The 24099-nt window shown below is 50.0% G+C and carries 10 protein-coding genes; 2 read left to right on the top strand and 8 right to left on the bottom strand.

Translation table 11 applies throughout. The features are described 5' to 3' along the window. Positions 1 to 16: 16 nt before the first annotated feature. The gene (locus CHL74_RS08515) at positions 17 to 1384 is read left to right on the top strand and encodes a DUF4906 domain-containing protein (RefSeq protein WP_094880743.1); all 1368 of its coding nucleotides are present in this window, start codon (positions 17 to 19) and stop codon (positions 1382 to 1384) included. Positions 1385 to 1391: 7 nt separating this feature from the next. After that, positions 1392 to 6773, top strand: coding sequence for a T9SS type A sorting domain-containing protein (locus tag CHL74_RS08510; protein WP_094880742.1), 5382 nt, complete (start codon positions 1392 to 1394; stop codon positions 6771 to 6773). 86 nt (positions 6774 to 6859) lie between these two features. Here the strand turns inward: CHL74_RS08510 and CHL74_RS08505 are convergent, their stop codons facing one another. From CHL74_RS08505 to CHL74_RS08465, 8 genes are all read right to left on the bottom strand, one after another. Next, the gene (locus CHL74_RS08505; RefSeq protein WP_094880741.1) at positions 6860 to 12205 is read right to left on the bottom strand and encodes a T9SS type A sorting domain-containing protein; all 5346 of its coding nucleotides are present in this window, start codon (positions 12203 to 12205) and stop codon (positions 6860 to 6862) included. Positions 12206 to 12286: 81 nt separating this feature from the next. Then, on the bottom strand, positions 12287 to 13606 hold the full coding sequence (locus CHL74_RS08500) for a DUF4906 domain-containing protein (protein WP_094880740.1): 1320 nt from the start codon (positions 13604 to 13606) through the stop codon (positions 12287 to 12289). A gap of 35 nt (positions 13607 to 13641) precedes the next feature. After that, entirely contained in the window at positions 13642 to 14676 is a 1035-nt protein-coding gene (locus tag CHL74_RS08495) for a hypothetical protein (RefSeq protein ID WP_141241272.1), read from the bottom strand. Positions 14677 to 14743: 67 nt separating this feature from the next. Then, positions 14744 to 15820 (bottom strand): FimB/Mfa2 family fimbrial subunit, encoded by a 1077-nt coding sequence (locus tag CHL74_RS08490; RefSeq protein WP_094880738.1) that lies wholly within the window; start codon positions 15818 to 15820, stop codon positions 14744 to 14746. A 354-nt stretch (positions 15821 to 16174) separates the two neighbouring features. Further along, positions 16175 to 17674 carry an Mfa1 family fimbria major subunit gene (locus CHL74_RS08485; RefSeq protein ID WP_094880737.1) on the bottom strand — a complete coding sequence of 500 codons (1500 nt, stop codon included), beginning with the start codon at positions 17672 to 17674 and terminating at the stop codon, positions 16175 to 16177. A 145-nt stretch (positions 17675 to 17819) separates the two neighbouring features. Further along, a complete protein-coding gene (locus CHL74_RS08480; RefSeq protein WP_094880736.1) occupies positions 17820 to 19223 on the bottom strand; it encodes a DUF3868 domain-containing protein in 1404 nt (467 codons plus the stop codon). Between the two features lie 61 nt (positions 19224 to 19284). Then, positions 19285 to 19863, bottom strand: coding sequence for a DUF3575 domain-containing protein (locus tag CHL74_RS08475; protein WP_094880735.1), 579 nt, complete (start codon positions 19861 to 19863; stop codon positions 19285 to 19287). A gap of 1694 nt (positions 19864 to 21557) precedes the next feature. Further along, complete coding sequence (locus CHL74_RS08465) at positions 21558 to 22820, bottom strand: helix-turn-helix domain-containing protein (RefSeq protein ID WP_094880733.1); 1263 nt, start codon at positions 22818 to 22820, stop codon at positions 21558 to 21560. Between the last annotated feature and the right edge of the window lie 1279 nt (positions 22821 to 24099).

Raw genomic sequence — 24099 nt, 5'->3', positions numbered from 1 at the left:
ATGTATATATAAATATATGACCAAACATACCCTGAGACTCTTCAGCCTCCTCTTCGTCTTCGCAGCTGCCATGTCACTCATCAGCTGTGCGACGGACAGCACGGAGGACTCCATCAAGGCATCAAAGCCGGTGGACGTGGATCTGACCATATCCATGCAGGGCGCTGCCACACGTTCCGCTGCACCGTCTGTTTCAGGACGTGCAGCCACCGTTAGCAGAACTTCCTGGGACGACCCTAACGCTGTGCCCGGCGAGATGATGCGCCATTGTTTTGTGGTGGCTGTGCAGAACGGCAAGATAGCCGGCGTGCTTGTCAGCGACGACTATCCTGAGGAGACGAATTATGCCGAACGACTGACGCTGCACATCAATCCCGGCAAGACCACCATCTATTCCTTCGCCAACATTCGTCCGGCACAGATAGGCATTGATCCTGCTACGGCTGTCGGCACCGCAGCGCCCGACTTTGACCGCATGACCTACGGCGTGGCGGGCAACGTCAACGCGGCTTCCGACTTCACTGACGGCATTCCGATGAGCGGCAAGCTGCAGACCACCATCACCGAGCGCACCTCACACATCGACCTTGAGGTCATACGTATGGTGGCAAAGATGCGGCTGACGCTCACCAATGAGTCGGCTGCCGACTTCCGTGTACGCTCCGTTACGGTGTCGGACATCACAGCAGACGCTCGAGACAATCTCATGCTCATGCCTGACATCATCGACGACGAACGCACGGCGCCCAATCTTTCAGCAGCTGCCACTGCCGCCAACCGCACCATAAAGATAGGCGGCGATGATGGCACGACGCTGCTGGCAGGAGGCAAGAACAGCATCGAGACCGTTTTTTACCTTAACGAGTCAGTGGCTCGCAGCACCGGCTGCTTCATCCTCAACGTAGAGACCGACCAGCAGACCGTATCGCATCGTGTGGCAATGACGGACTGGAACACCATAGCACGCAACGAATACCTGCGCATCCCCATCCGCCTCAACGACTATCGCATCTCCTTCGACGTGGAGCAGTTTACTGCCATCGGCGTCCTGCCCACCGTCCGTTACGACAAGGACATGCTCACAGCCACCTTCGCCTCCTACGGCGAATTCCATCTTCGCCCCACCGTGACGCGTCTCAGCGACGGCAAGGTGCTGACGGCGGGCAACGAATGGAGCCTCACAGAATGGAAGGTGCTCTCCCTTATGCCCGAGGGCGAAGCCGGAACATGCATTTACGACCGTATGCCTTACCTTCAACCGAGCAGCCTCACCATTGAGGGCTTTATGGGCAACCGTCCCGGCACGGCACTCCATCAGGCGTTCTTCCATGTGACAGGCTTGTCATACGCCATTCCTTACAAAGTACAGATTATCCGACAATAAAGCATATATGAACATCCTTATTCATAATATCTCTGCCGCAGTTATCTCATTCCTGCGGCTTCTTGGCACGGCATGGACACTCGCTGTCCTTGCCGTGCTGTGCGTGACGGGGGCTGATGCCCAGACCTTCGCGCATTATCGCGGCGTTGCCAACACGTCCTTTGACGAGCGCGGCATGCAACGCACAGTAGAGGTGGAATATTATTATTACGTCGATGAGAATCGCAGTGCCATTAATCTGCAGTTGCCTTGCATGAACTATAATAGTAATGGTAACGATAATGAGCCTCGCAATTATTTTCGTTGGTATGATTATTCCACGGACAGAGCTTCTGCCAATCTTACAGCCGTTGGCTCTAAGCTGAAAGCAGTAAAAGATGCAGATGGCAACGATTGTGGACTCTTCGCCATAAACCTCTATTCTGACGGCAACCTCAATCCATGTCATAACACCATCGGCGTGACATATAATCCGCCTGCCGATGCTTCCGATTACTCATGGCAGGGCGAGACAATAGCCTGTGACGTAAGCCGATATAATGACTGGAACGGAACGGGGGGCGAGACGATGACAGCCGAACCGACACTGTCCATCCGCTATATCTTCCATATCTATCCGGCACGACGATTGGCAGAGAAGATAGCCAATGCAGCATCGTCAGACCTGCATAATTCTGCGTCTGACCTGACATTGGAGGATAACAAGCGCATTGTGGTGGGCATAAAGAATTTGGGAGCAAGAATAGCACTTCGCGTAAACAACAGATATGACCAGTATTACTTTTATCCGTTGAAGAACACGTCGCACCATGTTTATGCTGCTGACAAGACCAAACGGATAACGTCGGAAGATTTCGACCGGACGAAGATTTATCGTTCAGGATCTATATACTGGCGTGTTTACAACCAGACAAAGACCAAATACACTGACCTGTTCTCTTGGTCAAAGCAGAACATTATCCCATGGTTTGACGCAAATACCGCAGTAAACAACGGAAATGGATGGAAAAACCTTGATGATGGCTCAGGAACATCAAAGCCGTCCGTCACATACGGCGATATATTGTATGTAGTGGCTTTTGCACGCAGTGCAGACAACAAATACTATGCTCCCATCGCTAACTTCGAGGTGTTCTTCCAAACCACTTACCCCAAGACCGACGCTCAGATTCAGGCTGCTGGCGACAAGGAACGCCAGCTCTCCTACATTGAAGACCATTACAAGCAGGCGATGAAGCCTGTCACCTTTGACGATGACAATACAGACATGACACTGGCTGCGCCTACCACGCCGGAGGACAACCTATCGGCAATTCCGTCACGCTGGGACCGCCGTTCTTATGCCTTTACATACCCACAACTCAAGGACTTCGCTCCCGTGAACTCTTGGTGGACTCCCTTCACTCCTGTGCATGGCGAATACAACCTCTATAAGAGTGCCAATCTGAAAGGCATATCCGACGCAGCCAGCGGATATACATGGTATCAAAAAAACACAACAGTCTATGACCGCACATACGCTCTGACCGGCGGCAAGCAGTATGGTCACTTCCTCTATATCGACGCATCGGACGAGAGCCGTCAGATTGCAGCTGCCGACTTCAAGGCAGACCTCTGCTCAGGTGCCAAGCTTATCTTCTCGGGTTATGTGTCTAACTTCACTGCTGACGTTACTACCGCTGTAGACCCAGAGGTGTTGTTCAGACTGTATGGTGTTATACGTGATGAGAACGATAAAATTACGGACAGACGTCTTATCATATCTTTCTCATCAGGCGAATTTAATTACAATACTGATTCGCGCAATATGGGCGAATGGACGCAGGTTTACGCAAAGCTGGTGCTGCCTCGCAACTCTGGAGCGGAGAACTATTCTGATTTCAGAATAGTCATGGACAATATGTGTAAGAGTACGAGCGGCTCCGACTACCTCATTGACGACCTCCGTTTCTACATCGCCCCCACAAAGGCTGAAGTGATACAGAATATGCCCGTATGTCCGAGCGAGACTTCCGCTGCCGACCTGCCGTCGCACGTGACGCTGAAGATTCGCACTGCCTATGAGAGCACTCTTCAGATGGTTGGCAATAAGGCGTCGCACGTGTTCTATCGTTTCTGCGATGAGGACGGCAACGCTGTCAGCACCATCGACTATGACGGCGACAGACAGCCTGACGAGTATGGCACGGCGGAAGTTCCTGCCGCGTATGACGAAACGAAGAAGCTGCCGAAGGCTGCCGCAGGAGGAAGGACGGACGTGGCGATGTTTGAGAAGGACGAGCAGAACGAGAAGCTTCTCGTCCTCGCTGACCGCAACTTCCCGCTTTCGATGTCGAAGAAATACTATGTGTCTGTGGCTTATCCCGACGCTGACGACGAGACGAAGCCGGGTGCGTGGGGCGTGGCGTCCAACGTCTGCTCATGCTATAGCGAGATGTTCGAGCTGGTGCGCCAGAATGTTGTCATCACCGATGCCAACGGTAGCGTGGTGACCACCGTGCGTGTGTCGTGCGACGAAAACCGCACGCCGGACGTAAACATCCACGCCAAGCTGGAGACTCCTGACATCGTAAATGGCGGTAAGGTTACGCTTGACGATGTACGGTTCGACTGGTTTCTCTCTGAACCTGACCAGCCTAACGACTTCGAGCAGATACCGAAACTGAAGGAGGCGCTCGACGCTTACCGCACAGCTTACCCCACAGCCACGTCGCTCTCTTCTGACTTCGAAGCAACGAATGCTGAACAGTACGCCCTCCTCAAGCAATATGTTGACGCAGGAAGGCTGGTCATCGCTTACAGCAACAGCCTCGCCAATTATAAGTTCGCCCATGACCGCATCGGCCTGTATAAGGTGGCTGCCATTCCCGTGGCAGCAACTGTCAATGAGGGCAATACCACATACCATATCTGCCCCGAACCGATGTATTTCTCGCTGCGCATCGTGGAGGACGGACCGAAGATGACGATGGGATTCGGCAATGTGGTCTATCCTAATGACGAGCGCTGCGTGCGCATCGGTCTGCCGCAGATTAAGGCTATGACGGAGAAGGGCGCAAAGCTGACGCTGCCGATGACGTCACTGGAGAGCAGCAAGAGCGTGGCGTTCAACAACGAATCGAAGATATTCATATCTGACACCAACGACCCTTCGTTCACCAACGAACTGCAGGTGGTGGGCAAGGTGGTAAACGAGGAGGTGGAGACGGACGACTCGCTCATTGAGATATGCTTTGACCGTTCGGCTCTCACCACCTTCCATGAAGGTTACTGGTATGAGCTGAATTTCTCGTTCTCGCAGATTCGTCAGGCTGGAGAGACGGTGGTGTCATGCCCCGGCGAGACGTTCATAAAGTTCAAGATTGTGCCTGAATATCTTACATGGTATTCGTCCGCAGCCAACAAGCTCAACGCCAACTGGAACAACGACCTCAACTGGATGCGCTCCACGGCGGCTGTGATATATAAGAAGAAAGACTACACCGACTATGGCTCTGCCTCTTTAGAAGGCGGCAATGCGGACAACCGTCTGACCGTGCAGCAGGCTTACGTGCCGATGAAGTTCTCGAAGGTTACCGTCACAGACCAGACGGGAAAGGTTTATCCTTATCTCGGCAACATCGTCTATCGTCCTTCCAACGACGTGGCGCGAAAGCTGGCTAACACGAAGGGCGACGAAGCCACCACGGACATCCAGTACGATATGGCGGTGAAATGGAACTACGACACGGAGGACCATTCGGACACGGGCGACGGCAACTTCTCTTGCGAGAACTTCAAGGGCAATCTCTGCGACGAAATCTACTTCAAGCCGGAAGCCGAACTCCTCGATCCCTGCTACCTTATATATAGGAAGGCTTACGTGGAGAAGGAGATGGAGCCGAACAAGTGGTATATCGTTTCTTCGCCGCTACGCGACACTTACGCCGGCGACATGTATGTGCCTAAGGCGGACGGCAGACAGCAGACAGAGGCGTTCCACCCTATCAGCTTTGACGAGGCGCTCTACAGCCGCAATGCTTATCCCGTCTATCAGCGCAGCTGGGACAAAGGCGGACGTGAGGTGGTGGACAACGTGACGTTCTATGAAGCCGCTGACCACGACGGCGTGCTGACACGCATCGACACGCTTTCGGACAATTCGATGAATGTGGAGTCGCTTTATTGGAGCCATGTCTACAATCGTATGGACGTGCCTTACGCCGACGGCAAGGGCTTTGCCATAAAGATGACTGACGACTATACGTCCTCGGCTTCCTCACCTTTGGCTCTGCTCCGTCTCCCTAAGGCAGACACGTCGTATGCCTATTACGCTGCGGACGACACGAAGTCCGAACAGAGTGTGAGGGTAAGCAAGGAGGAGGCTTACCGCCTCTTGGTGGAACCGAGCAACGTGGAGGGAACCTTCAGCCACATAGAGCAACAGCTCTCTGCCAACATCCATGACCGTAATGCCTACCATCTGCTGGGCAATCCTTACCCTGCCACCATCAGCGCATACCTCTTCCTGAAGGCCAATCCGTCGCTCACGCCGAAGATATGGACACTGGAAGCTGGCAGACTGGAGGGCCACGTCATTGACCTCACTCTTGCGTACGACCGTCGTAACGACGTTCTGATAACGCCGATGCAGGCTTTCTTCGTGAAGGTGAAGGACGGTGAGACGGCTCCTGCCGCTGCAATGTTCTCCACAACGATGACCGTGGACCGCTGGATAAGCACAAGCAGCAAGCGTGTCAGTCAGGACGGACTGACCGTTACGGCGATGGCAGAGGACGGCAAGGCGGCAAGCGTGGCAAGGGTGGTGATAAACGAGGATGCTTCGGAACGGTATGACGATACGGAGGACGTGGAACTGCTCAACAACTCGGCGCTCTCTTCTCTGCCGCAGGTATATACGGTGGCTGGCAGCGAGGCGGTGGCGCTCAATGAAGTGCCCGGCATTGAATGGTTACCGATTGGTGTTGTGGCTGCCACATCGTCACGCGTCTGGCTGTCGTTCCGCACTGACCGCGCCCACCGTGACTGTCTGTGGATATTCGATACCAAGACTCGCAGCTTCACTCCCGTCAGCGAGGCGGACAGCATAGCCATCGAAGCCAACGACCACGGAAGATATTACATCACTACGGCTTCGTCGCTTCCCAGCGAGGACACTGTCATCAGTGAGGTGAAGATCTTCTCGCCCTGCGCCGGAAAGCTGACAGCCACAGCTGCCAACTCCACCCTCTCCACCTTATATGTATACAGCCTCAACGGTCAGCTCGTCACCAGCAGACATAACATCGCTGCTTCCAACGCCACAGTAGACCTCCACAGCGGACTCTATGTTGTGACGGTGGAAACCGAGAACGGCAGTAAGGCAACACAGAAGGTAATAGTAAAGTAACAAAAAAGGGAGCGCTTCACAGCGTTCCCTTTTTTAATAATACGATAAGATTTTTCTTTATTGTTTAGTCCTTGTGCGTGCGATAGTTATCTCACCACAATCTTGAATGTCTCCGTGCGGTCCTCCTTTGTCGTGGCTTTCACGACATATATGCCAGCCTTCGGTACGTTGAGTTGGCAGCGACCGCCGTTTACACTGTGGTTGCTTGTTACCAGAGCACCCGAGATGTCGTATACCACCACTCGCTTCATGTCGCCCTTCAGCGTTGCCACCACGATGGTGTTCTCCGTCGGTGAGAAGCAGTCGATGGTGTTGATATCCGTTGTGTTTAGTGACGACTGGTTGGTGATGTAGTAGCGACCGTGGTCGTTGGCCATCATCTTCACCGTTATGCCGTCCTTAATCTCTGAGAACGTCTTTGTTGTAGCGTCGAAGAGGAAGAGCTGTGAGCCTTCGTTGTTCATCTTGATAAGCATCTTGCTGTTTAGGCTGATGTTCACGTCGATGTCCTTGCTCTTTGGTGCCACTACGCCCACCGGCATCCAGTTGATGTCGTCGGAAGCGTTGAGCGCCACAGCCTGCGATCCTGCTACTGAGTAGACCTGGGCTATCTCGGCAATGTTGCCCTCACCGAGCATCTCCACGTCCTCGCCCTCCACGTAGTCGCGGCTTGCCTCGTCGTTGACGATAAGCTCAGACTGGCTGCTTCTCTCGCCGTTGACGGTGGTCAGCGTTACGGTCGGACGGATGATGAGAGCCTTCTCGCCTGGAGTAACATCCTTGTTGATGAGCATCGTTGCATTGAATGTTACGTTGGCAGGAGCGGTCTCGCCCTCCTTCACCTTTACAAAGAACGCCTGAGTGGGATTCACTATTACGTCAGTCTTCTTGTCGTAGTCTTGATCCACTGGTACGCTGTGGGTCTTCATAACGCCGTTGTCGAGAGTCCAGATGCTGTTCTCGAAGGCTGGGTTAGCCTTGAGGAAGCGATACATACTCAACGATGAGGTGTAAGGATTGCCCACCAGATGGTAGCGGTTGTCGCGGTGCAGGTTCTCCTTCAGCGACTGAGTCATTGCCATTGTCTTGTCGCCGGCAACGTCGCCCTGCAGCATTCGGTAGCTATTAGCGTCGCGGTTGACAGTTACATTCACCGGCTTGTTGCTCTCGCTGTCGTAATAGCTGAACTGGGTGTCAGCCTTCGGCAGACGGATTACGGCTGTAGCGTTGGCGCCCTGTGCACCTGCGGTGTACTTGTCACCAGCCTTTACAGCGAACGCCTGACCCTTAGTGTACTGCTCGTCCACCTTGTTATATACGTGCGACCAGTAGCCAGAGTTGATTGACAGTTCGTTGTCTGTGGTTACGTCCACTGTGCCATCGTGGTTGGCGCTGTAATTGGTGACGTTGTTCATCACCTCTTGAGCGTCGCCGTCCCAGCTGCGCTGATAAACGGGATAAGCGCTGCGGTCGTTCACATTCTCGTCGTATGTCATCGGCTTGAATGCCTCCGACTTCTCCTGTCCGTTACTCTTCGGAACGTAGAGGTCGCCGGCGTAGGTCTGCTGAAGCGGTGAAGACATTATGCTCCACGTATTAGGCGTCAGCTCCTTCTCCACATAAGCCTTGTTGTAGTTCAGGTAGTTGGCGTAGAGAAGCTCTGCCTCCGGCTTGAAGTAGATCTGGTCGCAGAAGTTGCCTGCCCATTTCTCGCAAGAGAAAGTGCCGTTGCCGTTGTCAGAACCGTCTGCTGTGTCACTCCACTTCGCCACGAAGTCGTAAGCAAAGCTCTTCATCTTCGTTGAGGAAGCGATGCCGTTGCTTCTGTAGCTTATCTCGTCAAGGTTAGGATAAACCTTGCCCTTGTCATTCTGATTAGCCACGGTCACCTTCGTGAACTTCATCGGCATGAATGCCGTGGTGGTGTTATAGTCAGCGTATGAGTCCTTGAAGATCTCAGCCTTCGTAGAGCGCAGCCAGTTGTTGTCGTCGTTCCAGTTTGTGCTGGCAGTTCTTGGCGACGAGTTCCATGTGGCATACTCAGGCACGATGCACATCTTGATGAATGTCTCGCCCGGACAGCTTGCCATAGAACCGTCTGCGTTGTTATAGCTGAAGTTTATCTCATACCAGTAGCCTTCCTTCAGGATTGTAGCGGCATTGGGGTTGAAGCGGATGCCTACAGTATTATCGGTTCTGTAGATGGTGTTTGATGTCACCACGCCGATCTCCTGCTTTGTGGAATTGAAGCTTGGGTCGTTGGTGTTAGAGATAAATACCTTAGCATAGTCCCTCATCTTTACGCTTGTGGCTCCTTCGATGCCTGTCATCGGCAGATTCAGAGCGCCGTTATTTGCGGCTATCGCCTCTATCTGCGGCAGACCGACACGTACTGTTCGTGCGTCGTTCGGATAGATGACGTCAGAGAAGCCAAAGTTAATATTCGGTCCATCGGTCACCACGCGCAGATCCACTAACATCGGGGCAGCACAGATTTCGTATTCCTGACCGTTGATGGTGGCTTTGGCTTGCACTGGGATGACAGCAATCTTATAAAGACCCATCTCGTCAGAAGCAAACTGACGGTTGCCCATTGAGTTGCTGGCGTTCAGAATCAGCTGCTTGCTGTCCACGTACTGCTTCAAGAGAGCGTACCGCGTACGGTTATCATTACGGAAATCAGTACTCAATCCATTGTATTCCGGATACTTGGCACGATAAGCGTGTAATGCCTCCAACAGACCTGGTGTAGTGTAAAGCTCGTTCTCTGCGTTAGGCTTTGAGAGGAACCAGTCGAACTTGACATTTTCGATGGTCACCTTACCGCCGTTCACTGGGTCAGCCGTCTCTATCTTGGCTATCATCTCCACTGTCGGAGTGTGGGTGTTACAGTTCACTCTCAGAGCTGTGAGCACGTTACTGTTCTTGTCGGTCAGCTTGATGTTCTGCTCCACCACCTGGAATATATCACTATACGTAGAGCAGACATCGGTGCTTATGCCCCATTTACCCGGTACGTTAGAATTGTCCTCGCTCGGATAGGCGATGGAGAAGTAATAGTCCTTGCCCGGTACAATGTTGAAGTTGCGGTTGGCGATTACCAAGCATCGGTTGCCGCTGTTGTCGTTCTCGAACATCGGAACGTTAGTCTTGCCACCGGCTGCTGCCGAAGGAAGAACATATCCCGCATTGTAAGACTCTGGAATGCGTGCTATGCCGTAATCGTCGGGCTGTCCGTTGCCGTCATAGTCGATGTTGTCCACCGGTTTTCCGGTAGCGTCGCAGATACGATAGAAGAGTTTCGACTCCTTCTGGTTCACCATCGCCTGGAAGGTCTCGTAGATGCCGCGGAGCTTCAGTGTAATATCATCGGGAGCTGTCTCATAACCTGTCTCATTAGGACAGAGCGGCTTGTTCTGCAGCACGTCCAGCTTGGATGTCTGAGTGTAGAGGCAAAGGTCGTCAACACAGTAGTCGGCACCCCATGTATCCTGACACATATTGTCAAGCACAATGCGGAAGTCGGTGTAGTTGTCGGCAGCAGCAGACTTCTGAAGCACCTGCTTACTGTAAATCTGATACCACTTACCGTATTCGTGTGTCTTTGTATTAGTCTTAAAGTCGCCTGACGAGAACGACTGGATAAGCTTCTTGCCGATTTCGTTGCCGTTTTCGTCCTTATCTATACCATAGAGACGGAACATCACCTGCGGTGCAGTTGAGTTCATTGCTGCGGTATACTCGGCAACGGCTCCACTAAAAATCAGCTGTGAACCTGTACAGAGGTTAGCCTTAAAGTCGGCAGATGCAATCTGACGGCTCTCGTTCGAAGCGTCCACATACAGGAAGTGTCCGTACTGCTTGCCGCTGGTTTTTGCGTGGGTACGATCATAGATAGTAGGAGAACCTTCTGCCCACCATTTGTATCCGTTTTGATCAGTATACGAAATGCCTGGTAGGTTACCCGATTTATAGAGACCATAATCACCGTGGATAGGTGACTTACCGTTGTGTGTGCCACCTTTATAATAATCAGAACTTGAAAGATCCGCATAGGTGAATCCGTATGCACGTGATTTGAAGTCGGACGGCTTACGACTCATGTTGTCCAATGGCGTTGTCGGCGCATCCAATGTCAGATCAGGATTGTCGTCATCGAACGAGATGTCCATCTGCTGCTCATACTTATCCTCAAAATATGAGATCGTACGGTCTACGTCGCCGTCAGCAGTCAGCTCGTCCTTCATCTTCGGATAACCCTTATGTATAAACACCTCAAAGTTAGCAACGGGACACATATCGGTCGTGCCGTTTACTGCCCATGCCACTACATAAACAGTATGTTCAAAGCCTATATCTGTAGGTTTTGTAGTTGTAGCGTCATTAGAGACATTATACCAAGTCGCGTTGTTGAGAGCACTAATGGTCAAGTCACAGAACTGCGGAGAAATGGAAGTTCTGGGATTACTGGGAGTACTGGGTGGAAGTTGGCAAAACTTTGTCTTATCCTCATTGTAGAACGTCCACACTATATTGTCAGCCTGCTTCATAGTGGTATTGAAGTCTGCTGCCGTTATCTTCTGACTCTCTGTAGTAGGATAAACCGACTTACCAACAGTATTTTTCAAAGGATAGAACCAATAGCTTTGTCCACCAGAATTCTTCATATTTGTACGCAGCGTCATCTTTGCGTTTGCGTCCTTTGCACCGAACACGATACGCTTGTTGTCCTCAAGAGTCAGGTCAGCAGCCCTGCTGGGATTACATAAAGCATCCTTGATTTGCTTTGCCAGATATGCTGCAGACTTGATGTGGAAGATGTATCGGATGGAGAGGGTTGGCTCATATTCAACATAATTTGTATATTTAGGATAATACCCTCGTTTAGTAAGACTATAATTATTGTATCGGCTTACGTCACAAGCGATAGTTTCTCCAGCCCAATCTTCTGCATCTGCTCCCGTCGGTTTATTGTATTTGACTCCTGCATAATCTCTTGCAGAATTTCCGAGACTACCGGCAATAAGTCCTATATCCTTTTTGCTGGTGTTGTCCTTCGAATTATACAAACTTGTAGAACTTGAATTATATACTGTCAGTCTATCCGACTTTAGGTCTGTAGTATAGTCATACCAACGAATCCATCCGTAAGGCTCAAGGTCATTGGTTTTGCTATCCCCCCATCCTGCAAAAGGCAACTCAAGCTCCATTGTGTTGCTATTTGTCGGCAGATAATAATAGTAATGCCATTCTGCAGTCTGCTGCATGCCGCGGCTGTCAAGCGGCAATCCACTTTGGCCCTCCTTGTGGAAGCCTAAGCTCTGCGCATACACACTGCTTGGCGCTGCGGTAAGTGCCATCATCGCAAGGAGCTGCAGTAGCAGTCTTCTTGACGGTGCGGGTCTGTTTATGTTGTTTTTGCGACTTTTCATATCTCAAAAGGTATTATGTTCGTACTTGTTAAATCTAAAAGTGGGTATGGCAGGAATGCCATACCCACCTATTATTAAATGTTATTCCTTGTTTATCTGCAAGCGATATGGGATTGTTACGCCGTTTATCTCGACGTTGATTTCGTGGATGGCGTATCCCTTACGCGGGCTGATATATCCTTCGAAGGTCTTGGTGCGATTATCGAAGTAAGGCGCTTCGTCGTAGATGGATGTGCCTTCTCCTCCTGCCGGATCAGCCTCAAGCGTTGTGATGCCCTTGAAGGTCCAGTTGTTCAGCTCCGTGTTGTCGCTGCGCTTAATGACGTGCAGCTTCAGATGGAACTCGCCGTACGACTTGAATGTGGCTGTGATGCGGTCGCCATCATAGTTGAGTTCGGGGATAACGCCGATGGCTGTGAATACCTGCGGCTCCAGCTCGATGCGATAGTCAACCAGCTTGACGGGGATAACCAAGTAGTCGTTTCGCGCTATCTTGCTCCATTCTGTCATGGCGATGCGGTTCGTCACTGTTCCCTTGTCGGTGTTGATGCTGAGAACGAAGTACTTAGGATTGCGGGCGACGCTCTCGTTCACGTAGAACGTGGTCTGGAGCGTGCCGCCGTTCTTTACCTGAGTGCCTGACGTGCCGCCGATGCTTACTGTGTAATCCTTGTATGTGGCAGCGGCGTTGATGTTCGGCACCACATTGCCCGAGGCGTCCTTCATAGGCAGCAGGCTTACGTTGTCAGCAGCGTTGTCGGTGATGTCGGTCAGCTTGACGCTCTTGATGCTCAGATCATAGCCCGTGTCGTTGGTGAAGTTAAGCTCCACCTTTGCCATCATACGGATAACCTCAAGGTCCACCTGCTGTTTCTTGCTGGTGATGTTGACGGTCTGCTTGTTGCTCATCGGAATGCCTTTGGCGCTGAGTTGGGCTGTATTGCCCTCCACCTTATAGTATTTGCTTTCTATCTCGGTGGGCGTTGTCGTCATTGTTATTCCGAGTTCTGCGGGCGTGATATTGGCAAACGAATAGAACGTGGCGTTGCCCAATTCGGCTTTCGCCTTAAGACTGGTCTGCTCTACTTCCTCCGTAAAGTCGCGCTGTACTATGCTCTGTATCTTGCCGTTCTGGACGATGACAACAAAGCAATTGTGCATCATCTCTCCTTCTCGGGCAGCGTTTGTGTCCACCCATGACGCTCTCGTTACGCCGTCGGAGGTGCTGTAGGAACGTGTCAGCGAGTTAGCCGAAGCGGTGAGCCTTAGCTCCACCTGCATCTTCTCGCCCTCACCATTCCCTTGGCAATCGGCGTGGTCTTCCTCAAAGCTACATCCTACGATGGCGAGCGTTGAGAAAAGCGCAAGCATGTATGTGAAAATGTTCTTGGCGTGAGTCATCGCTATTTTAGTTTTTGTGTAAATACTCTATGTTGTTACATTATAATCTCAGAGTGTGTGCGCTTGTTCCACTTCAGCACCTTCAGTGTGACGTTCAGTCTGTCGTCCTTGTTCACCGTGTATTCGTAGTAGTGGTTGCGCTGTATGTTGTAGAGTGTGGAAGGATCTGCCACACCGTCCACGTAGTTACAGAACTGCAATGTGTAAGTTCCGTCGTCCGTGCCGTCGCACTTGAGGTTTAAGGTTATGCTTGCCTTCTTGTCAGCAGCGGCTGCCTTGTTGTCATATTCTGGAATGTAGAGCATGATGCTCTCTTCGTCGGTGTTGGTCATCGTAACAGACTGGCTCCACGAAGGCTTTGCGTTGAGCGATCCGCTGAACAGAATCTCCTTTGTGTTCTTCGACGTGTTGTAGGTCTGCGGCAGCGTATAGCCCTCGGTGTTGTAGTTGTTGAAGGTTATGTTGCCCAAGGCATAGCCTCTGGCTTTCATGCCGTCAGCCATCTTCACCTTCACCTTAGCGAGAGAGCGGAGCAAGTCGATGGTGCCGAGATTGTTCTGCTTTCCGACAACGAGGTCTTTGGTCAGCGTGGTGACGCCCCACATCGGGATATACTGCTTGGTTTGGTCCACGCGGAAGGCAAGCGACGAGATGTTGTCCTGCGTGACGTTGTCGGTTCCGCAGTTGGCGAACACCATAATCTTATTGGCCTGCTTGAGCAGGTCTCCTGCCTTTTCCCATGTTCCGGTGATCTGATCGTCTATCACTCTCACGTCCTGCACGTCGCCAATGATGTTTCCGTCCTTGTCGCAGACCTTAATCTGCAGCTGGTCAGCGTTGATGGCGTTTTCGTAGGAATCGCCCGGGTCAGTCGGATTGTAGTCCTCCCAGCCGTCGTTTACAGCTCTTGTGTTGTCGTTGACGAAGGCCATCCTGAATGCCACCTTCACATTATCGTCGCCCGTGTCCTCCTTGTCGTAGCCGTCATCGAAGCCGCACGACGTTGTGGACAGCAGACCCAACAGGAGCGAAACTGTCAGCGCGGAGGTATTGCGGTTTATTCTAAGCATAGTCAGTTTCTTTTGGTGTTTAGTTTTTTGTGTTATTAAGTCTCTCTCCCTTTCAGGGATGTGGTGCTTAGAGGTCTTTCTCGTTCAGCACCACTCTCCAGGAGTTGATGAATATGTGTGATGACAGCCAGTTGTTGTTGGCATCCAGGAAGAAGATAAAGCTGTATTCGTCCTGGCGGTCAAGATATTCCTGATTTGACATCGCCCTGTTGTATTTGCCCTTTACGAGGAGCACGTAGTCGATAAGCGGAATCTGGAAAATCTTCTCTCCCGTCTCATGCTTCAGAACGCAGAGCTGGGGGTTCTTGCCAGTAAAGAGTCGGTTGACGGTCATCTCTGCCACCACTGCCGAAGCCTGTGTGGTTCCTTCAGCGCGTGTTACGGTGCGGTTCTGTCCGACGATGCCGTCATACTTCGACCATGGCACGTAGCGTATTGAGTCTTCCGGCAGCTCCTCATTGTCTGCCATCGAGGCACGTGTGAGCGCGGCGTTGTCGAATCCGAGATAACTGTTGTCGTCATCGATGTAGAAGTCGAAGTCGTCGGCTTTAATCTGCTTGCCCGATGTGTTCTGGAGCACCACGCGTATGACGTTGGTGTTCTTCATCAAGTCCACAGTGGCAGTCTTCACGCCGAATCCCTCCAGATTGAGGTCAGCCTTCTTCACGAGTCCGTGATAAAGGCCGTTTATGTCGTGGTCCAAGGTGCGGCTGGTTCTGTTGATGCGGCTTGTGAGGACGCTGATGTCGTCAGCACGAGTTGCCGTCTCGGGTTTTCCGAAGACATACGATCCTGTGTATCTCTCCTCGCCTTCCGCCCAAACCTTGAGCGTGTAGTCGCCGGGCTTCAGCTCGTCCACGTTCATATATCCGCCACGCTTCTTAATGTCCTCCACGCGGTCCTGCTTTTCGAGGGCCAGACGTCCGTTTTCGTCGAAAGCGTAGAGCGTAACGGTCTTCACCTCGTTAGGAAAAGCGTCCGCGAACTTCATGTTCATGTCGTACTTGAAGTTAACGCGCAGCGCCTGTGGACAGTCCGACTGGTCGTCCTCCATCATTCCGCACGAGGTAACGGTGAACATCATTGCCATCACAGCTGCGATGGCCTTGAGGTCGCTTATTATTTGGCGCTTGTTGTGTTTCATATTGCTTAGCTTTTGTTTTCTGTTCGTGATATTGTGAGATGGTCTCTTATATATATAATGTATATGTAGTCGTCTTATTAAGTCTTCTTTTAGTGGGCTTATCACCTTGTCCGGTGTCTCGCCATGCCGACCTCTCTTTTGTATCTGTCGGCTCGATACCTCCCCTATAGGGAACAATAATCAGCAGTACGCCCTCATTGTGCGGAGCGTCTTTTGTCTGAGCAAAAAATATGAGGGAGAGCTTATCGGGTGAGCCGACAGCCTCCCCCTCATATTTCTATTTAGAGTGTCCGGCATAAGCCGGAACAGGTGTCACAATATTATGTGTCAGTGATGTCGTTGTGAGATGTAAGATTACTTACCGAGATCTACAGTCTGCTTAACAACTCTCCAAGAGAGAACCTTGATTGTAGCAGCGATGTAAGTCTTAACGTCCTTAGGATCTTCAGGAATGAACTTGCTATCAGGATCGTATACCGGAGTACCGAAGCCCTTAATTGTATTAACGTCAATCTGATAGAAGTGGTTACGTACAATACCCTTAGCAGTTCCAAGGTGCTCTACGCCAGTGTGGTAGTAAGCCATACCATCCTTGCGGATTTCAGCAAGTGTTTCACCAATTTTGTTGTTTGCCTCGGCTGTTGCCTCTATACCATCCTTGTATACTGTAACACCATCTTTGAGCTGTGCCTTAACCTGATAGCCTACTACTACGAAATGGATGTCGTTAACAGTAAGGTCTGATTCTGTGAAACCGCCTGTTCCTACTACACGCGTCTTGTAAGCCTTGTTCTCGAGCAAGATAGCCTTCTTAACAGCCTCTTCTGAAAGATACTCAACGCCCTTATAGCTACATATCTCTGCAGGTGTACCGTCAGCATACTGCAGCTGTACAGTAGCTACGTATTCAGGTGCATTAGTGTTAGGATTGGTGTAGTAAACCTGGTCAATCTTTGACTTGTAGTCATTGTAAGTCTTGTCCTCTCCCAAACCTGTTCTTGAATCCTCCCAGTAGCTACGGAAGTATGCAGGATGATTCCACTGGAAGCCTAAGTCAGCGTCGCTCCATGTTGCGTCAATTTTCTTAATGAGGTTAGCGTCAGTTGTCTCCTTAGCGATACCCCAACCCTTAATAACAGCATATACCGGCGTACCATTGGTTGTTGCGCCTACCTCGTACTTGCCTTCCTGAGCACCAGTTGCTGTAGAAGTAAGCTTGGCAGCTACGCGCTCTACGTAGATGTCAACCGGATTCTGCATTGCAGCTGTTGACTCGGTTGCTACGTGGCCTGTAATGTCGGATACCCAAACTGGCTGATTTCCTTCAGCGTATACCGAATTAGACATTACGAAGTCCTTTGCGTCAGCACCGTTATTAATGAAGTTCTGCGTAGCCACTGCTGCTACAACTTCTTCCTTAGTCATCGTAGCCTTAAGAACGCCAGCATTAAGAGTGCCAGGGTTAACGACAGCAATCATTGAGTGAGGAGCAGTTGTTGTTGCGCCCTCAATCACGAGCATAGCGTCTGTAATCTTCTCTACATTAGGATTATCCTTTGTTGTACCACCAACATTATCCTTCTCAACGTAGCTCTGTCCATTCTTCATCTTGTAGGCATCGCCATTGGCTGTGAAGAAGTAGAAGCGTACGGCATTGATCTGGTTCTCGGTACCAACACCGTCAGCATAGCCACCATCAGTTGCACGGGTGCCAGCACCAACGTTGTTGATGTTTACAGCTACATAACTCTTAACGCCTTCCACGTTAGGATTGTTCTCTACAGCGTCTTCTGATGTACAAGCGCTGAATGCAAAGGCAGCAAGTGCCAATGGGAATAATTTAAACTTGTTCATACTTGTGAAGTTTAAGTGATTAATAATTTTTGTGTTTAGTAAAAATATTTCTTTTTTAAAGAGTTTCTGTGTTTGGCTTGTCTTTGTGTTTGTGAAGCCGAGTTTAGTCTTTGTGTTGTAAGGGTGTATGGTTGTTTATGTCTTTTTATTGTAGGTCGTCATAGTTCTGCTTGGCAATCTCGCATCCCTTTTCGGAAGCAATCCTGAAGCACTCGATGGCTTTCTCGTCGTTGCCGATGTGCCAGTAGCAGATGCCCCTTGCGTTGTAAGCCTCAGCCGAGTCGCCAGCCTTGTCCAGCTTGCGGAGCGCCTCAGCGAATCTGTCCTCATTGATGTCAGCGCATGCAGCGTTCAGATTGGCAGTCTCGTCGTTGGGATACATGAGCGCTGCGATGGCGAACACCTCGTTAAACTCCTTCGATCCCGGCTCGTAAGTCTGAGCCACCATATACATCTCGTTCTGCGAGAGCAGCTGCGGCTTGGTTTTGATAAGCTCCTTAGCCTCCTCCACTGAGAACGGGCGCACGTTGCAGGTGATGACGTAGTCAGAATGGCGGAGAGCCGGATACCATGAGGCGAGCATTGTGCGATACTCCTCAGGATACTGCGACTTGATGAGCCATTCGCGGCGGTCGGGTTCTATAGAGTTGTCCTCCGCAATCTTGAGGATAGCGCTTCGGTTGTCGAGGTTGCTCTCCTTGACATACTTGCAGAGACCTTCCCAGTCCTCCGGCGTAGCGTTTACGGTGAAGAGGCGGTCGTCCAGATGGACGAGCTGGCGCACGTAGTTCTTCAGCGTAGCGGCACGGTTAGTGGCGAGGTATTCGTTGTGGGCGTAAGGAGCCTCCGGTGAGGCATAGCCATGAATCTCAATCTTGGTGATTGTCATATTGGCGTCCTTCTTTATCACGTTGATGGTGTCAACAATCTTCGCCAGCTCACGCGGGTTGTTGCGGTAGTTGGGATGCAGCTCTGTGCGGTCAACGGGGAAGTCGATAAACGCTCTTCCTGACATCTCGTATGTCTTCTGCTCCACAGCGACGGGCTGTATGAACGCCACCTTGGGCTGTCTCATCTTCTTTACGGTCTCCTGCTCCTGGTCGTCAATCTTGCCGCATCCGCAGAGGTCTTCCTTTATTACGACGTCTGCTGAGCGCATCCAGTCGGCAAACTCGGTCTGAGTCTGGTAAGCGAACGTCTGCTCCTTACCGTTCTTCCTTGTCACGTCATAAGCACCGGGATATTGCTTGGCGTCCCTTCTGTCGTAAATAACCTTCTGTCTCTTGCCGTTGATGACGATGGGCTGCAGAGCCACGCTGTTCTCTCCCGACTCGATAACCGGCGTAAGGACGATGCGTCTGTTGGCAGGCATACGTAGCGAGTCAAGGCGGAGGTCCATTCCTACGAAGAACTGGTCGTCAGCTCTTGTCGCCTTGATGTTCTCCACCGCCACTTGACGGTCAAGAATCTTGGTCGACCTCTTCGTCTGTGCCGACGCATTGACGGCGCTGATGGCGAGGGCTGCTGATAGTATAATGTAGTATTTCATAATGGTGGATCTTATTGTTAGTGAAAATGTGTGGTGAATAGTGGGCTGACTTCTTTTATATTTAGAATACGTAGATCAGCTCCACTGCTGCCTTGGTGGGTCCTACATAATTGTGATGTCCCTCACCCTTCTTGTTACCGCACGTCTTACATTCGAATTTCTTATAGTGGATGTAGTCGTAACCCACTCCGAGAGAAGTCTCGAGGTTCCAGTGCTTTGAGAGCGGCCATTGGTAGCCTGCTGTCAGACCGCCTCCTACGAACCATCCTTCATATCTATGGTCCTTAAACTCCTTGAACATTCCGAACGGCAGTTCGATGCCACCAGCGTTGAACTGTCCTCCCATAGCGTGTACTCCGAGGAACCATCCGTTGAACGTCTGGCAGAACCAGTAGCGGTATTCGGGTTGTACCATCCAGTGGCGTATGCTCTTGTTGTCATTGAATTTCCAGGGGTTGATGCCATAGAAGGCCTGAACGGAGTGCTTTCTGCCGGTCTGAAGTTCGAGACCGACGTTCGGGGTTGTGGTAGCCCAGTAGAGTAAGTTGGTCTTGAGTCCCAGTTGCTGGGCGTTAGCCGATACAGCCACGAGCATAGCTACGATGAGCAGTCTCAATCTGTATGTTACGTTTTTAGCCATATTATTATTCTATTTAGTTCGTTGTTTAATGTTCCGTGATAATACGTATCTTATCTAATAATGTAATAAGTGGGGTTGTGGGGCTGTACTGTTGTGTTAAGTCGTCTTCTAAACCTTATTATATACGTTATAGATAGTTTGGTTTTTTAGTTTTGCGTCGTTTAAGCGTCTTAGTTTAGCGTCGTCGTTGTGTTGTCGTTACGACTTTGTGTTTAGCGTCATTGTCCTTCTTTATTTTGGACATTGCAAAGGTACATCAAATTTTCGGAAATCATTTGTGAATATAGTATAAAAATTAAACAAATCGTAATTTTCTATGTTTTTTTTACCGTTTGAACGTTTTTCTGCAACATTTTACATGTTTTTCTCAAGTTTTTGTAAATTTAGGCAGGGTAAAAATCTCACAAATCCGTCCCAAGTTAGATATTCACAAGAGTATTGGACAATATTTACTGTCCGATTCGTGCAGTAATAAGGAATCGGACACAAGGGAGTTTGGCTTATCCCACAGCTACGGAGCGGCGCAGCTTGCAGTGGGTGTCGGATGGGTAACGTGTCCCCTCGGGACACGGCGCTAACGATAATCTGCTGTACCGGGCTGCGGGGCTACGGCGAGACGCCATAGCCTCCTAAGTTTGTGCTGCAAGCTGGTCGTTGATTATGTTAGAGGATACAGTAGAATGGGGTAACTTAGGAGGCTATGGCGTCCCGCCGTAGCCACGCAGCCTTGGACAAGCAAGCTGATTGAGCGTTAGGCTGTGGTAGGCAGGGCTTTGACAAAAACCTTACTCCACAGTCCGCTTATGGGCGCAAATCCTATCGGATTTAAATAAAAGGCTTTACATTAGGTCTTACGAGAACCGGTTCTCGACAACCTAACGCAAAGCCTTTTATTTGTGCACAGCACGCGCCCACAAGCGGAAAAAACCAAAAAAACACAAAATTCCTAATTCGGACGATGTCGTCCGCTACCTTGTGTTTTTTATGTTTTTCCTTTTGTTGGCACAGTGATGCTTCGGCATCACTCATGATATCGTTTGGAGGATGGGTGTCGAGAGCAACGCTCTCGTAAAGCCCATTCGCCAAACGATATCATGAACCCGTAGGGTGTGCCAAGAAAAGGATTGTGGATAATGGTTTTTGTCAAAGCACTGCCTAACACTGCTAACACTACAAGGCTGCGGGGCTACGGCGGGACGCCATAGCCTCCTAAGTTTGTGCTGGCTGCTTGAGGTCAGAGATCAGATTAATCAAAAGAAAAAATCTGTGACAATCTGTGGCATCTGTGGGAGAACATTATCTCAAGCAACATCCGTGACAATCTGTGGCATCCGTGGGAGAACATTTTCTCAAGCTGCATCTGATAATCCGTGTTCGCTTAATCGTAGGGTGCGTTTGAGTCTCCCACAGATTACGCGGATTTACACGGATATGGGTGCGGATCTGCTATACTGGGCTGCGGGGCTACGGCGAGACGCCATAGCCTCCTATGTTTGTGCTGGCTGCTTGAGGTCAGACATCAGATTAATCAAAAGAAAAAATCTGTGACAATCTGTGGCATCCGTGGGAGAACATTTTCTCAAGCAACATCCGTGACAATCTGTGGCATCCGTGGGAGAACATTTTCTCAAGCAACATCCGTGATAATCTGTGGCATCCGTGGGAGAACATCACTGTGACTGCTGCGTGGCTCCTTAATGGCGCTGCCTGTATACTGACGGAGGGATACCTTCTATTGACTTGAAGATTTTGGAGAGGGAGGCGGAGTCGGTGAAACCCATTTCGTATGCTATTTCGCCTAAGGGACGGGAGCGATCCTCGAGGAGGACACGCTTCGTCTCCTCCACCTTCAGGAAGTTAATCCATGCGTTGAAGTTTTTGCCCTTTACATTATTAATATAGTTGGAGAGGAGGCGGGTGTTCAGTCCCATCTGGTCAGCCACCTGCATGATGGTGATGCTATCCTTGAGGTAAGGCTTGTCGGCACGACCTATCCACTCCGTCACGATGGCGTCGATGGTGCTGTAGTTGCTGTCACGATGGCGATCCTCCTCCGCGGGCTTCGTCTCGAGCGTCTCTGGTTGACGGATGGCGAGGTCGGCGGGATCTGGGGAGACGGTGACGTTGGAGTTGTTGTGGACGGGACGTGGCTTCGGTGTCGGCTCGAAGATGTAGCCGTGGTCCACCTCCATATCGGCGAAGGCGGGCTTGATGTCCCAATAGACGGTGCGACACTTTATGAACGCTATGCTGTTGACCAACACCACTAACGACCTTACCCACATGAATATGTTGTCGAGAAAGCGATTGAAGAGGGCGATGTCGATGATGCTGACGACGTAATATAGGATGAGGGAGATGGCGACGGCGATGAGCCAGCGGCTGCGACTCTTGTTCTCTCCGATGTAATAATTGTCGATGTGCTGACGGAAGACGGTTATCTGCTTCGATACGAACCACAGTATGCCGAGTCCCTCGATGACGAGGGTGATGTAGAGCATGTAGCAGGTGAAGATGGCTGGCGGGGTCTCGAGGAAGACATTATATACGCTTGGCGAGAGGGTGAGTCCGTGGAGGGGTATAAACACCAGAATATGCGTCAGCCATATACATACCACAGGCATTATGAACGCTATGATGGTGCGTACGGAGAGGCGCTTACCGTGGAGCAGATAGATGCATGCGGTAATGTCAAAGCAGATGGCGAAGAAGAGGAAAAGTGGACTCGTGAAGTAATTGAGCTGGAGATAGTCATATCCGTTAAGGAGACGGATTATGGTGAAGAAGCTGACGATGCCCTCAAGTAATGAGGAGCCAGCGAGGCACATGCGTGCCATACTGAATGATTCGATCTTTCCTTCCGATGTCTTCTGTGCGGGAGTGAGAAGAAACATTAGGCTTATAGTGAAGCATACGGAGCAGTTAACAACGTATGCAATAAGTGTAGTCGTATCCATAGTTGTGTTTGCAAATGTTTTGGAATACAAAGTTATGGAATTTGTATAATTTTCACAATGATTTTACAAATTATTTTCAAGAAATAACAAAAATGTGTCCCGCTTTGCGGAACCAAGAGAGGATGAGAGGATGCCTATCCCAGGTAATCGTAGGAGGCTATGCGTCCCGCCGTAGCCACGCAGCCACGGACTACAGAGTGTTAGGAATAATATTAGGCAGGGCTTTGACAAAAACCTTTATCCACAATCCGCTTATGGGCGCAAATCCTATCGGATTTAAATAAAAGACTTTACATTAGGTCTTACGAGAACCAGTTCTCGACAACCTAACGTAAAGCCTTTTATTTGTGCACAGCACGCGCCCATAATCGGAAAAAACAAAGAAAAACACAAGGTTATATAAAACAACATTATAATACTATATGATGTGTAATTCTTTAGTTTAGACACAATTTCTACTGTGTAACCTTGTGTTTTTTATGTTTTTCCTTTTGTTGGCACAGTGATGCTCCAGCATCACTCATGATATCGTTTGGAGGATGGGTGTCGAGAGCAACGCTCTCGTAAAGCCCATTCGCCAAACGATATCATGAACCCGTAGGGTGTGACAACAAAAGGTATGTGGATAAAGGTTTTTGTCAAAGCCCTGCCTAACCAAATCTCACCGATAAATTCCTGTTTGACGGTTAGTTTGCATGACAATATTTGTATTTCTAACGCTCAATACTATGAGTTGAACGCACGAAGAAATCTTTGGTGCGAAATTCTTGAGTTTTGAGCGTTTTTAGATAACAGGCTTATACACAGTATGTTATACGGTTTTCTAACGAAATACAATGAAATCAGACTCGCAAAAGAGCCTTTTTTTGCTGCAATAGCGCCACTTTTACACCCTAATAGTGCCACTATTATCATGCAATAGCGCCACTTTTACACTCTAATAGTGGCACTATTGGGATGTAAAAGTGGCACTATCGTTAAGCATTGGTGCTGTTTGCTCAGCAGAACACCATAAAAACGGCTTTTTGATTCTCTAGAATTGATTTTTATTTTGTAACAGTTTTTTACCGTTTGTACGATATTTGCATGGTGGACATGAAGCCATGTTTTTTTTGACAAGAAGACATGAAGCCATGTTTTTTGACAAGAAGACATGAAGACATGTTTTTTTGACAAGAAGACATGAAGCCATGTTTTTTGACAAGAAGACATGAAGCCAGTTTTTGACAGAGACATGAAGTCATGTTTTTGACAAGTAGACATGAAGTCATGGTTTTTT

This window comes from Prevotella sp. 885 (assembly GCF_002265625.1).
Lineage (GTDB): Bacteria > Bacteroidota > Bacteroidia > Bacteroidales > Bacteroidaceae > Prevotella.
This window is presented reverse-complemented; position numbering and strand designations above follow the sequence as displayed.